Below are 14,196 nucleotides of genomic sequence, written 5' to 3'. Positions count from 1 at the left end.
CAACTGCATCGACAACGGCGCCACCGAGCAGGTCTTCGGCCATATCAAGGACGAGTTCTTCCGAGGCCGGAGGTGGCCGAGTTTCGAGGAATTCAAGCGAGACCTCGACGCGTACGTGATTCATTGGAACACGAGGCGGAGGCAGGTTAAACTGAAAGGACTGACCCCGGAGGAGTTCCGGAATCAGTCCTTAGCGGCCTAGCCGCTCTTTATTTAGGCCGTCCAAGTTTTGGGTTGCAGTTCACGGGGGGGTCGGCGCCTTGTCGTATGTTGGGGAATACTCAGCGGCTGCGGAGCGGCTTGTTGCCGTTGCGGAATACGAGATAGCTGTAGGCGTAGGTCCCGATGCTCGAGGCAAGCACCGACCCCAGGAGAATCCACAGCGAGGCCTGGCCATGCCAGATCGAGATCAGGCCCCCTGCGATGGTGGCGAAGCCCGAGATGACGAACGCCGTGCCGCAGAAGCGATGGGTAAGACGCCAGTTCCATTCGTCGTGGAGTGCCCAGGGGGTCTTGCAGCCGAACGTGTAGTTGCGCTTGATCTTGGGCATGTAGTTGCCCAAGAGAATGAAGCCCATGCCGACCACCAAAGTCGTGATCGTGCCTATGGGGCTGCCGTTTTCGGGCAGGATACCGAATACGGTGAGCTCGGAGGTCCAGGTCATCCCGACCATGAAGAGCGTGAACAGGACGACAAAGCCGTTGTAGAACGACCCCATGCGCATATAGGCCTGGCCCCGTGGATCCATGCCGGGGAGATAACGGAGCATGGCGAGCAACAGGAGCGGCAGCGCATCGAGACCGATGATCGCGACGCGCCCGGTGTATCCGTTGACGTTGCCGGCGCTGTCCCAGTGCGTGGGGATCATCTCGGGCATATGGGGCAGGAGCACGAGATGACCGATGAAGCTTGCGACGCATATCGCAACGAGCACGAGGAACGTCCGACGACCGACGGGGTTTATCTTGGCCGGGGCCGCCTGCTGGGTCTTTGCCGCCTGTTCGCTGGATTTCGTCGAGACGTCGAGGTTCTTATCGCTCATGATCTTCGCTCCTATCGGTGAATGTGTAAAACCAGCCCATAAGGTCCTGCAGGACCGAGGTGTTCAGGCTGTAGATGATGTTTTGGCCGTCTCGCTCGGCGTCGACCAGACCGGCCGTTTTGAGGGCGTTCAGATGGTGGCTGAGCGAAGGCTTGGTCATGTCGAAGTGCTCGGCGATTTCGCCGGCGGTAAGGTCCTTGGTGCGTAGCAGTTCAAGGATGTGCCTGCGTGTTGGATCGGCAAGCGCCTTGAAGGCTTCTCCTCCCATATCTCCTCCTTAAAGATTCGTAGGTGTGCGCGGTCTCACGTCGTTGATGCGCCGGCACCGTGCACATGTGCCAAGCGGTTGTACGGACAAATCGACTCGCGGTTGAACGTTAGACAATTAGACACTCATCTAATAATGAAGTCAAGAAGTATTTAGACAAACTTCTAATCATCTATATGGTCTGGATGAAAAGGCAGGGGTCCGATTATTCCCAGCGATAGTGCCGGTAGGCCTTGCAGGTGGGGGCGTAGAGGAAGCGCGGGACCGGGCATGGCGCGATGATGAGGTCCGATGAGTTTTGATTGGGCAGGGCGCTCACGCCGCAGCTCGAGCGTATGGCGGCAATGAGCATGTCGATCGCCTCGGAGCGGCGTCGGCGCATGCGGCCCATACGCGGGCTGCGCACGGAGGCGCTCACGAGCAGGCCTCCGCCCACGGCGATGCCTCCGCCCCAGGGGACATCTTCCGCACGGCAGGCGGAACCGAGGTGTTCGAGTGCCATGCGGGCTTGGATTAAGCCGTGCTTATCCGCGCATGCAATCGCGTACAGCAACGGCGTGCGTGCGTGACCGGCATGCTCGTCGCTGTGTAGCTGCGCGCAAAGGGATGTCCAGGTGCGGGAGGTGTCTGCATCGGCGGGGGAGAGGGTGTAGACACGCGAGTCGATGACGCGCGCGGCACCGTAAGCGGACAGGGGGATGTGGTGCTCGTAGACATCGAGCGCTTCAAGCAGGTCGTGGGAGAGATGGTCGAGACATGCGTGGGGGTCGGACAGCCCCGCATCAACGAGGGCGAGTCGGACGGGAAGCGCGGTGCGCTCGCGCGGCGGCTCCTCGCGTTCGATGGGGGTGTGTGCCATGGTCTCGCCCTTTCTATCCCGAGAGCCGTACGGAGTACTGTACCCCGTGTCGACTCCCCGTGCCACGCGCATGCTCGAGCCAATGTGAAGGTGCGGCGGAGTGCAAAGGTACGACGGAGCAGGTGCGGCGGAGTGCAGAGGTGCGGCGGAGTGCAGAGGTGCGGCGGGGCGGGTACGCGCACGTAGCATCATGAGCGCGCAAGGGAATGGTCGTAAAGTGCCAATCTGATGCAGCCTGGCATTTTACGGCCATTTCTGAGGGCAATTGGGCTGGAAAACGGTCGTAAAATGCCATTCTGTGACAGCTTGGCACTTTGCGACCAAAATATACGGTCGCACGCGGTTGGGAGAACGTTGCCGTGGAATCACGAGTTCTCGCCCTCGCGGCGGGGCTTTGCAAACGCGGCCGATGCGCGCCGTCGGACGTGTCGATCCTCATCCGCTGTGTCGCTCGCCCGCTGCGGCACCTCATAGTCGAACCCTGGAGGAGCATCCATGTTTACAACGTTGTATCTCGTGCGTCATGGTCAGACGGTGTTCAACACCCGACTGCTCATCCAGGGTCGCTGTGATTCCCCGCTCACGGATCTGGGCCGTGAGCAGGCCCGCGCCGCGGCATTGTGGCTGGGAGAGCGCGGCGTGCGCTTTGATGCGGCGTTCAGCTCGCCTGCCGAGCGCGCGTGCGGCACGATGGAGCTGCTGTGGGGCGGTGCGTATCAGCGTCTCGAGGGATTGCGCGAGCGTTCGTTCGGCGATCTTGAGGGCACCGACGTGCTGGCCCTGCCCAAACCCATGGGGGATTATCCCGTGTCGTTTGGCGGCGAGCCGGAGTCGAAGCTCGAGGCGCGCCTGACCTCGACGCTCGCGGCGGTGATGCGCGGGGACTACGAGGCGAGACCGGTCTCCGCGCCGAAAGGCGTTTTGTCAGGCCAGTCGATCGGTCCGCGCAACCCCGTGCCCGGCCGCACGGATGCGCCGGTCGAGTCCTGCGCGGTACGTCCGCTCGATGAGGGTGCCCCGTGTTCAGGTAACGTGCTCGCGGTGAGTCATGGTGCGGCTTGCAAGGCATTCGCCCGCGCCTGGGAGCATACCGCCGAGGTGGAGCTCCCCAGTCCCTTCCCCAATTGCTGCGTGCTGGTGTATCGCTTCGACGGTTCGTCGTTCACGCTGGTCGAGGTCGCCGACCCGGCGGCGCATCTGGGCGGGGAGGGGCTGCCCATCTAGCTGATGCGCGACGTGTCGGATGGCCGCCTTTCGATGGGGGCTTGTCATGCCGGATCGTTCGTCCGCCCGTCGAGTGCGGCCAATATGGAAAGTTTGCCATGCGTGACATCGTTTGCATGCGTGGGTAGTATGAAGGCTGTTGGAATTTGGCCGCCCGTTGCGGCTGATCGACCATGGGGCGCATCGGGGCGATGCGCCCGTGAGGGGATTGTGCGATATGAGGCTCGACAGGCTTGAGATCGGCAAGGACGCCATCGTGGCATCGGTCGACTCCGATGACGCGGCGCTGTATCAGCATATCTTGGACATGGGTCTGACCCCGGGCACGGAGGTCACCATGATGAAGCACGCCCCCATGGGCGATCCGGTGGAGATTCGGCTTCGTGATTACGAGTTGACGCTGCGCCTCGCCGATGCCGCGCGCATCGAGCTCGTCGACGTGCACGATGCCCATAACGCCCCGCGTGAGAATCCCGCCCCTGCGGCATCCGAACATCCCGCCATCGGAGAGTGCGTCTGTCGGCCGCGCGCAGGCCGGCAATGCGCCCCTGCCGACGAGCCTTTGCGGTTCGCGCTTGCCGGCAACCAGAATTGCGGTAAGACGACCCTGTTCAACCAGCTCACCGGTTCGAACCAGCATGTCGGCAACTTTCCCGGGGTGACCGTCGACCGCAAGGACGGCCGCATACTGGGGCACGACAATGTGACTATCACGGATCTGCCCGGGATTTACTCGCTCTCCCCTTATACCAGCGAGGAGGTCGTGAGCCGTCGGTTCATTCTCGAGGAGGAACCCGACGCCATCATCAACATCGTCGACGCGACTAACATCGAGCGCAATCTCTACCTCACCTTGCAGCTCATGGAGCTCGACCGTCCCATGGTGCTCGCTCTCAACATGATGGACGAGGTGGCCGCGAACGGCGGCACCATCGACGTGAACCGCCTCGAGGGCATGCTCGGCATCCCGGTGGTGCCCATTTCCGCTGCAAAGGGCGAGGGGATATCCGAGCTCGTCGAGCACGCCCTGCACGTGGCGCGCCACCGCGAGCTGCCCGGGCGTCAGGATTTTTGCCCCGCCGACGGTCCGGACCACGGAGCCCTGCACCGTTGCATCCACGCCGTCATCCATCTCGTCGAGGATCATGCGGTGCGCGCGGGCTTTCCGCCCCGTTTCGCCGCGACCAAGCTCGTCGAGGGGGATGCGCTGGTGCGCGAGGCGCTGGGCCTGGACGAAAACGAGCTCGAGGCTCTCGAGCACGTCATCAGCCAGATGGAGGGGGAGTCGGGCAAGGAGCGCCTCTCCGCGCTGGCCGACATGCGCTTCGGTTTCATCGGCGGCGTCTGCCGTGCGTGCGTGGTCAAACCGCGCGAAAGCCGCGAGCACAAGCGCTCAGTGGCGATCGACCGCATCCTCACCGGCCGGTACACGGCGTTCCCGGCGTTTCTCCTCATCATGGCGCTTGTCTTTTGGCTGTCGTTCGGCTCGGTGGGCGCGTGGCTCAAGGGCCTTATGGAAGTCGGCGTGGCGCAGGTCACGGCGATGGTCTCAGATGGCCTCGTTTCGATGGGGGTCAACCCCGTGGTGCGCTCGCTCGTGATCGATGGCATCTTCGCCGGCGTGGGCAGCATGTTGTCCTTCCTGCCCCTGATCGTGGTGCTGTTCCTGCTGCTGTCGATGCTCGAAGATTCGGGCTATATGGCGCGCGTCGCGTTTGTAATGGACAAGGTGCTGCGTCACTTCGGCCTGTCGGGCCGCAGCTTCGTGCCCATGCTCGTGGGATTTGGCTGCAGCGTGCCGGCCATCATGGCCACGCGGACCCTTCCATCCGAGCACGACCGCAAGATGACCGTCATGCTCACCCCGTTTATGAGCTGCTCAGCCAAGCTCCCGGTTTACGGTCTGCTCACCTCCGCGTTCTTCGCGCGGGGGAGCGTCTTGGCCATGGTCTCGCTGTATGTGCTGGGCGTGGTCGTGGCGGCGGTCATGGCGCTGATATTCAAACGGACGGCCTTCCGCGGCGAGCCGGTGCCTTTCATCATGGAGTTGCCGAATTACCGCCTGCCGAGTGCGAAGACGACGGTCATGCTCGCCTGGGATAAGGCCAAGGATTTCCTCCAGCGGGCGTTCACGATCATTTTCGCGGCGAGCATCGTCGTGTGGTTCCTGCAGACCTTCGACGGCCAGCTCAACGTGGTAGCCGACCAGTCGCACAGTCTGCTCGCCGGTTTGGGCGGCATCATCGCGCCGGTCCTCGAGCCGTTGGGATTCGGCGATTGGCGTGCGAGCACCGCCCTCGTGACGGGGCTGCTCGCCAAGGAGAGCGTGATATCCACCTTGGCGGTGCTGCTGGGCACCGAGTCCGCCGCCGCGCTCACGGGATTGTTCACCCCGCTCACCGCGTACGTGTTCCTCGTATTCACCCTGCTCTATCCGCCGTGCGTCGCCGCCATCGGCGCTGTGAAGAACGAGCTCGGCCCCCGTTGGGCGGTCGCCGTCTTCGCCTTGCAGTGCGTCGTGGCATGGGTGGTCGCCTTCATAGTGCGCCTCGTCGGCCTCGCCCTCGGCTTTGTGTAATTGGGGACGGGTGCAATTGGGGACGGGTGCAAATTGCACATGGCGCGCCATTGGCGCTCCGCATGTGTGCAAGCTGTGCATACGTTCTCGATCGCGTCGGCCGTCTTGACGCAATCGGCGGCGGCTGCGATACTACCAAATCGCACACGCACGATTGCTGCCAGAGACAGCCGGTTCCAGCGTGCCCGCGCAAGCGAGCACCACGGAGTAAAGGGGAAACCCGCCAGCCGAGGTGGTTGAGTAGCACTTGTCTTCTCGCCCCCGTCGCTCAAGCAGCGCGGGGGCTTTCTTTTTCGAGGCATGCCCCCGCCCACATCCTGGCGGTCGTGCCCGGAAAAGAAAAAGAAGGAGGTGTACCACATGCCAAAGCAGTACAAGATCGATGCAGTTGCCGAGATCGAGTCCAAGATCGAGTCCAACGCCGGCGTTTACGTCGTGAGCTACAACGGCCTCACCGTTCTTCAGGCTCAGGAGCTTCGCAAACAGCTCCGTGAGGCTGGCGCTCAGATGAAGGTTTACAAGAACAACCTCGTCCGCATCGCCCTGGAGAACAAGGAGCAGCCGAACCTGGACGAGATGCTGGTCGGCCCGCTCGCCTACGTGTTCTTCGAGGAGGAGCCCGTCAGCGCCGCCAAGGTGCTCAAGGAGTTCGCTAAGAAGTCCAAGGGCGTCCTGGAGATCAAGGGCGGTATCTCTGACGGTCAGGCTGTTTCCGCCGCCGAGGTCGACGCCATCGCCGAGCTCCCCAGCAAGGATCAGCTCCTGGGTCAGATCGCCGGTCTCATCAACGGCTTCGCTCGCGACATCGCTGTCTGCGTCAACGGCGTTTCCTCTGGTCTCGCCCGCACCGTTCAGCAGATCTCCGAGCAGAAGGCAGCCTAGTCGGCGGCCTTCCCGCGGCCGCTTGACGGTCGCGACCCCTGGCGCACAACGCGCCGTACTTTAGTTTTGATCTCCCTGCCAAACGCAGGGAAACCGAAAGGACTTAGAAATGGCTAAGCTTACCACCGATGAGATCATCGAGGCTCTGAAGGAAATGACCCTGCTCGAGGCTTCCGAGCTCGTCAAGGCTATCGAGGACACCTTCGGCGTTTCCGCCGCTGCTCCTGCCGCCGTCGTGGCCGGCCCTGTCGCCGCCGCTGAGGAGGCCGAGGAGAAGACCGAGTTTGACGTCGTGCTCGAGGGCTTCGGCGACAACAAGATCCAGGTCATCAAGGTCGTCCGTGAGCTCACCTCCCTCGGCCTGAAGGAGGCCAAGGAGGTCGTCGAGAACGCTCCTAAGGCCGTCATCGAGGGTGCCAAGAAGGAGGACGCCGAGGCCGCCAAGGAGAAGCTCGAGGCTGCCGGCGCTGCCGTTACCCTGAAGTAGTTTCCGCGCAGGTGCATCACCTGCGGACTGCTTGAGCCATATCGCGCTCATATAGGCGGGATCCACGTTGGTGGGTCCCGCTTTTTTCGTAAAACGGCGGCCCGTGACGGGGTATTGCAAAATACTTGCGGGATATCCGTGTGGAATTCGATAAATCGTTCTCGGACGAGTAACATAGCCAAATGTATGCACATTGCGCATTTTAATTCGCGTGCGACGAGCGCGCGTCGTGCTGAAAGGACAGTCAATGAAGGCTATCATCCCCGCCGCCGGCCTCGGCACCCGCTTCCTGCCCGCCACCAAGTGCACCCCCAAGGAGATGCTGCCGGTCCTCGACAAGCCGGTCATCCAGTACGTGGTGGAGGAGGCCCTCGACCCTGAGGAGGTCGACGCCGCCATCATCGTGACGAGCCCCGGCAAGCCCGAGCTGCTGAGTTACTTCCAGCCCGACCGCTCCCTGGAGACCCTGCTGCGCGAGCGCGGCAAGGCCGGCTACGCCGACGCGATCGCCCACGCCGGCAACATGCCCGTGGACTTCCGCTACCAGTACGAGCCCAAGGGCCTGGGCCACGCCATCCGCTCCGCCGCCGACGCCTGCGCCGGCGAGCCCTTCCTGGTCCTGCTGGGCGACTACGTGGTGCCCGCCAAGGACATCTGCGACAAGATGCTCGAGGTCTCCCGCGCCCACGGCGGCGCGTCCGTGATCGCCGTGGCGCCCTGCGCGCCCGACCAGGTGGACCGCTACGGCGTCATCGCCGGCGACTTCGTGGGCACGCTCGAGGGCTGCGAGGGCGCGGGGGAGACCGAGCCGGGCGCCGTGTGGCGCATCGGCGGCCTGGTCGAGAAGCCGAGCCCCGAGGCGGCCCCCTCCAACCTCTACATCGTGGGCCGCTACCTGCTGAGCCCGCTCGTGATGGAGCTGCTCGCCAACCAGCAGCCCGGCAAGGGCGGCGAGATCCAGCTGACCGACGCCATGGCGCGCAGCCTGGACCGCGAGGCCATGTACGCCGTCGTCATCGACCCGCTGTCCGGCTACGACACCGGCACCCCCTCCGGCTGGATCGCCACCAACGCCCTCATGGCCGCGAGCGACCCCCGCTTCGCCGGCGAGTTCTGGGCGGCCGTCGACGAGCGCGGTGGGCTCAGCCGCTAGGACTTGTGCCTGCAGGTTCCTCAATCCTCATATGGCGGGCGCACGTCGCCCTTCCTTGTCCCGCACGGGTTGTTCCGTGCGGGATTTCTGTTTTCGCGTTGCGTCGTGAAACCCCGCGTTATAATTCACAGGTAAAATTCTCATAGACCTACTGAGCTTATGAGAGATTATGAGAAGGGCGCGCCTTTGACCGCGCGTCCGCATATCGAGGACTTCGGTCCTCAGTTGGGGGTTTTATGAACCGTGCAATTGTTAAGACCGGCGCGGCGCTTGCCGTCGTGGCGGGTCTCATGGGGGGCGTTGTCGCTGCGCCTGTAGCCTACGCTGATGCTCCTATCGTCGAGGTTCAGCAGGTGTCCAAGGGGCAGCTGCAGCAGATGGTGGACAAGGTTGCCGCAGCGCAGCCGTTTGTGACTTCTGAGTCTTGGGCCACGAGCAAAGTCGGAAACGCCCTTACGAGCGCCCACTTGATACTGACCGACCAGATAAGTGGCACATACGAGCAGGCTTTCAAGAACCTTGACGATGCGTATGGCACGCTCAAGCCTGGTAAGAACCTCTCCCTGTTCACCGACCCCAAGAGCGATGCAATCCTTGGCGACAATGCTGACGATGCGAATATGGGCACTTCCGACCTGCTTCGCGCTTACTGGCTTGATTCGAGCGTGAGCAATAATCAGCCCACCTATAGGCGTAATCCCCTCAAGCAGGCCGTGAATGGCAAGGCCGTGTGGCGAGAGGGCTCCTTTGCTGGCACTGCGCACGTTGGCGGAAAGGGCATGAAGGCTCCCGTCTATATCCAGTTCGACCTCAAGGCAAGCGAGTCCATCGACACCTTCACGCTGTGGCGCAAGCCGATTGATGGCGCTAGCTATGCGCACACGGCTCTCGTGGTTTCCGACGACCCGAATTTCGCCAGCAAGTCCGTTGTGTATTATTCCGCTGACGATAAGGCCGACGTGTTCAAGCTCGGCGTGAATCCGACCGACTCGTATTACGAGGAGACTGCTGCCGGCAAGGATCTCATGGCCGGCAAGGACCCTGTCAAGGGCCGGTACGTGCGCCTGTATCTCAACGGCACCACAAAGGACAAGGGTGGGGATAGCTATATCCTCGAGGCGGCCATCACCGGCGCTGAGAAGATCGACCAGACCCAGGCTTATGACACGAAGGATCTTGAGGCCACCATCGCCCGCGTCCGCGCCCTCCTGCGCGATCATGCCGGCGACTACTCCGCCGAGACCGTGAAGGCTCTCGAGGAGACCCTTGCCAAGGCCGAGGACCTGCTCGCCCGCATCAAGGCCGGCACCGCCACCGAGAACCTGGGCGCCGTGAGCGACCTCAACGCTGCCATCGCCCAGGCTGAGGGCAACCTCGTCAAGGCCTACACCGTGACCTTCGATGACAAGATCGAGGGCACCGAGGACACCGCCGTCGAGGCCGTCGAGGGCGCCGCCGTCACCCTGCCCGCCAACCCGGTCCACCCCAAGGGCTATGTCTTCGGGGGCTGGTTCCTGGACAAGGACGGCAAGGACGCCTTCGACCCGGCCAAGCACACCTCCGGTGACATTACCGTGTACGCCAAGTGGAGCACTCCGGCCGCCGAGCTCAAACCCGCCGATCCGGTTAAGCCTGAGGTTAAGCCTGAGGTCAAGCCCGAGCATAAGCCGGAGAATGGCGATAAGCCCGCCAAGGGCGACAAGCTCCCCCAGACCGGTGACGCCTCCATGATCGCGGTCGCCGTCTCCGCCCTCGGCTCCGCTGCTGCCTTCATGGCCGCCCGTCGTCGCAAGTAGGACGCGCATCGAGCCCAGGGGCCGAGCGCCATCACGTTGAGCCATCCCGGCCCCACGGTTTCGACCGTGGGGCCTTTTTCGTGCGCCGTTCGTCCGTTCGGCGGTGCCATGCAAAGCCCGTTCACTCAAAACACATGAACAGGTGTTCGATTTGGCTCATCTACCTGCAGAGTTGTCGAAAAGATTTTCTTTAACCCAAAAAGAATCCATAGTCAAGACTTTTATTGCCGAACGAAATTGACCTGATAAACTAGTAGATTGCATTACCTGGCGGAGCTATGCCTATTGCCGGTGTATGTGCGTGCGAGGACGGTAGCATGTGTAATTTGCACCCGTCCCAATTGCACATCGCAGGGCGAGGGGCACGGATTCCGTCGGATCAACCGCCTTTCCCAAGAAGGAGGAAACACCTGGTGCCGAAAGCAAACGCCACACAGACCGTGACCGCCACCGAGCGCACACGCGTCAACTTCGGGAAGATCCCGGAGACGATGGAGCTGCCGAACCTCATCTCCGTGCAGAAGGAGAGCTTCGAGCGCTTCATGGACGAGGGCCTGCGCGACGCCTTCAAGGAGTCCAGCCCCATCCAGAGCCAGAACCACCAGCTCGAGGTGACCTTCGGTCACCATCAGTTCGGCGACCCGTCCCACACCGTGGACGAGTGCCGCGAGAAGGACATGACCTATCAGGCCCCGCTTCTGACCGAGGTCCGTCTCACCAACCTCGAGACGGGCGAGATCAAGGAGCAGCTCGTCTTCATGGGCGACTTCCCCATGATGACCGACCAGGGCACCTTCATCATCAACGGCACCGAGCGCATCGTCGTCTCCCAGCTCGTCCGCTCCCCGGGCGTGTACTACGGCTCCGAGATGGACGGCGGCAAGCAGGTCTACAAGGCCCAGGTCATCCCGGCCCGCGGTGCTTGGCTCGAGTTCGAGGTCGACAAGCGCGACCAGCTCGTGGTCTCCATCGACCGTAAGCGCAAGCAGTCCGCCACCATGTTCCTGCGCGCGCTGGGCATCGCCGTCACCAACGACGAGATCTTCGAGCTCCTCGGTGACTCTGATGTCGTGAAGCGCACCATCGAGCGCGACACCGCCCTCACCCGCGAGGATGCCCTTATCGAGATCTACCGTCGTCTGCGCCCCGGCGAGCCGCCGACCGTCGACGCCTCCCGCAGCCTGCTCGAGGGCCTGCTGTTCAACCCGCAGCGTTACGACCTCGCCCGCGTCGGCCGCTACAAGGTCAACAAGAAGCTCAACCTCACCACGGAGGAGGACGTCACTGTCCTCACCGATGAGGACATCATCGCCACCCTGCGTTACCTGCTGTCCCTGGCCGCGGGCGAGCACGGTTTCAAGGTCGATGACATCGACCATTTCGGCAACCGCCGCATCCGCACCGTGGGCGAGCTGGTGGCCAACCAGTTCCGCATCGGCATGAGCCGCATGGAGCGCGTCGTGCGTGAGCGCATGAGCTCCCAGGACGTCGACGAGATCACGCCCCAGAGCCTCATCAACATCCGCCCGATCGTGGCCTCTATCAAGGAGTTCTTCGGCTCCTCCCAGCTCTCTCAGTTCATGGACCAGGCCAACCCGTTGACGGGTCTCACCCACAAGCGCCGTCTGTCCGCACTCGGCCCCGGTGGCCTGGCCGGTCACAAGTCCGGCTCCAGCCGCCGTACCAACGTGCCGACCGCCGTCCGCGACGTCCACAACTCGCACTACTCCCGTATGTGCCCCATCGAGACGCCTGAAGGCCCCAACATCGGCCTGATCGGTTCGCTGGCCCTGTACGCCCGTGTGAACGAGTACGGCTTCATCGAAGCTCCCTACCGCAAGATCGAGAACGGTGTCGCCACCGACCAGATCGACTGGATGACCGCCGATGAGGAGGAGCTGCACATCATCGCTCCCGCCAACACGCCGATCGATCCCGAGACCAACGAGCTCGTGACCGTCGACGCCGATGGCAACCTCGTGCGTCCCCACACCGTCGTCGCCCGTACGCGCGACTTCGACGGCTCCTTCGGCGCTCCCGCCGACGTGCCGGTCGAAGACGTCGACTACATGGACGTCTCCCCGCGTCAGATGCTTTCCGTCGCGGCCACGCTCATCCCGTTCCTCGAGCACGACGACGCCAAGCGTACCCTCATGGGTGCCAACATGCAGCGTCAGGCCGTGCCGCTGGTCCACCCGGTCGCCCCGTACGTCGGCACCGGCATGGAGAAGCGCGCCGCCATCGACTCCGGCGAGGTCACCCTGGCCAAGCGCGCCGGTGAGGTCATCTTCGCCGACGCCGCCAAGATCACGGTGAAGACCGCCGAGGGCCTGGACACCTACAAGATGCCCAAGTACCAGCGCTCCAACCAGTCCACCTGCATCAACCACCGCCCGCTCGTGCGCGTGGGCGATCAGGTCACGCAGGGCCAGCCCCTGGCCGACGGCCCCTCCACCGATCACGGCGAGCTCGCCCTCGGCCAGAACCTGACCGTGGCCTACATGCCGTGGGAGGGCTTCAACTACGAGGACGGTATCATCGTCTCCGAGCGCCTCGTCTCCGAGGACCTGCTCACCACCATCAACATCTCCCGCTACGAGCTCGATGCCCGTGACACCAAGCTCGGCCCCGAGGAGATCACCCGCGAGATCCCGAACCTGTCCGAGGACATGCTCGCCAATCTCGACGAGGACGGCATCATCCGCATCGGCGCCGAGGTCAAGGCCGGCGACATCCTGGTCGGTAAGGTCTCTCCCAAGGGTGAGTCCGCGCTGACCGCCGAGGAGCGCCTGCTCCGTGCCATCTTCGGCACCAAGGCCCATGATGTCCGCGACACCTCCCTCAAGATGCCCCACGGCGCTGAGGGCCGCGTCATCGACGTCGTGCGCTTCAGCCGTGAGAACGGCGACGACCTCGCCCCCGGCGTGAACGAGCAGGTTCGCGTGTACGTCGCGCAGCGTCGTAAGATCCAGCAGGGCGACAAGATCGCCGGTCGCCACGGCAACAAGGGTGTTATCTGCGAGGTCCTGCCCGTGGAGGACATGCCCTACATGTCCGACGGCACCCCGGTCGACGTCATCCTGAACCCGCTGGGCGTCCCCTCCCGTATGAACGTCGGCCAGCTCCTCGAGTGCCACCTCGGCTGGGCTGCCGCCTGCGGTTGGGACACCGAGTCCGCGGATTCCGACAAGTACATCCCCGGTCCGTTCTTCACTGCGACGCCCGTCTTCGACGGCGCCCACGAGGACGAGATCGCCGAGGTCATCCGTCGCGCCAACCGCAACATGGTGAACCTGGCCACGGAGCGCTTTGGCGAGCACATGAACCCCGCGTTCGTGACCCAGCTCGACGAGCGCGGCAAGACCGTGCTCTACGACGGCCGTTCCGGCGAGCAGTTCCGTGAGCCCATCACCATCGGCACCTCCTACATCCTGAAGCTCGGCCACATGGTCGACGACAAGATCCACGCTCGCTCGACCGGCCCCTACAGCCTCGTCACCCAGCAGCCGCTGGGCGGTAAGGCCCAGTTCGGCGGCCAGCGCTTCGGCGAGATGGAGGTCTGGGCGCTGTACGCGTACGGCGCCGCCAACGTCCTCCAGGAGATCCTCACCGTCAAGTCCGACGACACCGTCGGCCGCGTGAAGACCTACGAGGCCATCACCAAGGGTGAGAACGTCCCCATGGCCGGCATCCCCGAGTCCTTCAAGGTTCTCGTCAAGGAGATCCGCTCGCTCGCGCTCGACATCGAGCCCATTCGCGACGCCGAGCCCGCGCCTGCGCCGGCTCCCGCCGCCGAGGACTCCGAGCTCGACCTGCCCTCCATCGATGAGGCCGACACCTCCGCCGACGCGGCCGACGCCATCCTCGATGAGCTCGCCGCCACCACGACCGATAAGGAGTAGTTGA

The 14,196-nt window shown here is 63.5% G+C and carries 11 protein-coding genes; 8 read left to right on the top strand and 3 right to left on the bottom strand.

Going from position 1 to position 14,196, the window contains the following annotated elements:
- Window positions 1-202, top strand: a 202-nt coding sequence (locus COLINT_RS03955; RefSeq protein WP_006723085.1) for an IS3 family transposase, incomplete at its 5' end; no start/stop codon positions are given.
- Window positions 203-281: 79 nt separating this feature from the next.
- On the opposite strand, the gene COLINT_RS03950 is transcribed toward COLINT_RS03955, so the two are convergent.
- From COLINT_RS03950 to COLINT_RS03940, 3 genes are all read right to left on the bottom strand, one after another.
- Window positions 282-1,043, bottom strand: coding sequence for an SdpI family protein (locus COLINT_RS03950; RefSeq protein ID WP_006723084.1), 762 nt, complete (start codon window positions 1,041-1,043; stop codon window positions 282-284).
- Window positions 1,033-1,311 carry an autorepressor SdpR family transcription factor gene (locus COLINT_RS03945; RefSeq protein WP_006723083.1) on the bottom strand — a complete coding sequence of 93 codons (279 nt, stop codon included), beginning with the start codon at window positions 1,309-1,311 and terminating at the stop codon, window positions 1,033-1,035. The genes COLINT_RS03950 and COLINT_RS03945 overlap by 11 nt, the downstream gene beginning before the upstream one ends.
- Window positions 1,312-1,516: 205 nt before the next feature.
- Window positions 1,517-2,170, bottom strand: a complete 654-nt coding sequence (locus tag COLINT_RS03940; protein WP_039910335.1) for a hypothetical protein — start codon at window positions 2,168-2,170, stop codon at window positions 1,517-1,519.
- Window positions 2,171-2,665: 495 nt separating this feature from the next.
- Between COLINT_RS03940 and COLINT_RS03935 the strand changes: the two genes are divergently transcribed.
- The 7 genes from COLINT_RS03935 to rpoB all read left to right on the top strand — a co-directional run bounded on the left by COLINT_RS03935 (window position 2,666) and on the right by rpoB (window position 14,192).
- Complete coding sequence (locus COLINT_RS03935) at window positions 2,666-3,394, top strand: histidine phosphatase family protein (RefSeq protein ID WP_006723079.1); 729 nt, start codon at window positions 2,666-2,668, stop codon at window positions 3,392-3,394.
- Between the two features lie 217 nt (window positions 3,395-3,611).
- The gene (feoB, locus tag COLINT_RS03930) at window positions 3,612-5,972 is read left to right on the top strand and encodes a ferrous iron transport protein B (protein WP_006723077.1); all 2,361 of its coding nucleotides are present in this window, start codon (window positions 3,612-3,614) and stop codon (window positions 5,970-5,972) included.
- A 360-nt stretch (window positions 5,973-6,332) separates the two neighbouring features.
- Complete coding sequence (rplJ, locus tag COLINT_RS03925; protein ID WP_039910334.1) at window positions 6,333-6,854, top strand: 50S ribosomal protein L10; 522 nt, start codon at window positions 6,333-6,335, stop codon at window positions 6,852-6,854.
- Window positions 6,855-6,963: 109 nt separating this feature from the next.
- Window positions 6,964-7,341 carry a 50S ribosomal protein L7/L12 gene (gene rplL, locus COLINT_RS03920; protein ID WP_006723075.1) on the top strand — a complete coding sequence of 126 codons (378 nt, stop codon included), beginning with the start codon at window positions 6,964-6,966 and terminating at the stop codon, window positions 7,339-7,341.
- A 247-nt stretch (window positions 7,342-7,588) separates the two neighbouring features.
- Window positions 7,589-8,494 carry a UTP--glucose-1-phosphate uridylyltransferase gene (locus COLINT_RS03915; RefSeq protein WP_006723074.1) on the top strand — a complete coding sequence of 302 codons (906 nt, stop codon included), beginning with the start codon at window positions 7,589-7,591 and terminating at the stop codon, window positions 8,492-8,494.
- A 236-nt stretch (window positions 8,495-8,730) separates the two neighbouring features.
- Window positions 8,731-10,290 (top strand): InlB B-repeat-containing protein, encoded by a 1,560-nt coding sequence (locus COLINT_RS03910; protein ID WP_006723073.1) that lies wholly within the window; start codon window positions 8,731-8,733, stop codon window positions 10,288-10,290.
- A 413-nt stretch (window positions 10,291-10,703) separates the two neighbouring features.
- A complete protein-coding gene (rpoB, locus tag COLINT_RS03905; protein ID WP_006723071.1) occupies window positions 10,704-14,192 on the top strand; it encodes a DNA-directed RNA polymerase subunit beta in 3,489 nt (1,162 codons plus the stop codon).
- The last annotated feature ends 4 nt before the right edge of the window (window positions 14,193-14,196 follow it).

Origin of the sequence: Collinsella intestinalis DSM 13280, assembly GCF_000156175.1 — a bacterium.
Lineage (GTDB): Bacteria > Actinomycetota > Coriobacteriia > Coriobacteriales > Coriobacteriaceae > Collinsella > Collinsella intestinalis.
The sequence above is the reverse complement of the archived record's forward strand: the minus strand, read 5'-3'. Positions and strand labels throughout refer to the sequence as shown.

Excerpts from the sequence above, each read along its gene's own strand:
- COLINT_RS03935 (WP_006723079.1), top strand. The coding sequence starts at position 2,666 with ATGTTTACAACGTTGTATCTCGTGCGTCATGGTCAGACGGTGTTCAAC.
- feoB (WP_006723077.1), top strand. The coding sequence starts at position 3,612 with ATGAGGCTCGACAGGCTTGAGATCGGCAAGGACGCCATCGTGGCATCG.
- COLINT_RS03910 (WP_006723073.1), top strand. The coding sequence starts at position 8,731 with ATGAACCGTGCAATTGTTAAGACCGGCGCGGCGCTTGCCGTCGTGGCG.
- rplJ (WP_039910334.1), top strand. The coding sequence starts at position 6,333 with ATGCCAAAGCAGTACAAGATCGATGCAGTTGCCGAGATCGAGTCCAAG.
- rplL (WP_006723075.1), top strand. The coding sequence starts at position 6,964 with ATGGCTAAGCTTACCACCGATGAGATCATCGAGGCTCTGAAGGAAATG.
- COLINT_RS03945 (WP_006723083.1), bottom strand. The coding sequence starts at position 1,311 with ATGGGAGGAGAAGCCTTCAAGGCGCTTGCCGATCCAACACGCAGGCAC.
- COLINT_RS03915 (WP_006723074.1), top strand. The coding sequence starts at position 7,589 with ATGAAGGCTATCATCCCCGCCGCCGGCCTCGGCACCCGCTTCCTGCCC.
- COLINT_RS03950 (WP_006723084.1), bottom strand. The coding sequence starts at position 1,043 with ATGAGCGATAAGAACCTCGACGTCTCGACGAAATCCAGCGAACAGGCG.
- COLINT_RS03940 (WP_039910335.1), bottom strand. The coding sequence starts at position 2,170 with ATGGCACACACCCCCATCGAACGCGAGGAGCCGCCGCGCGAGCGCACC.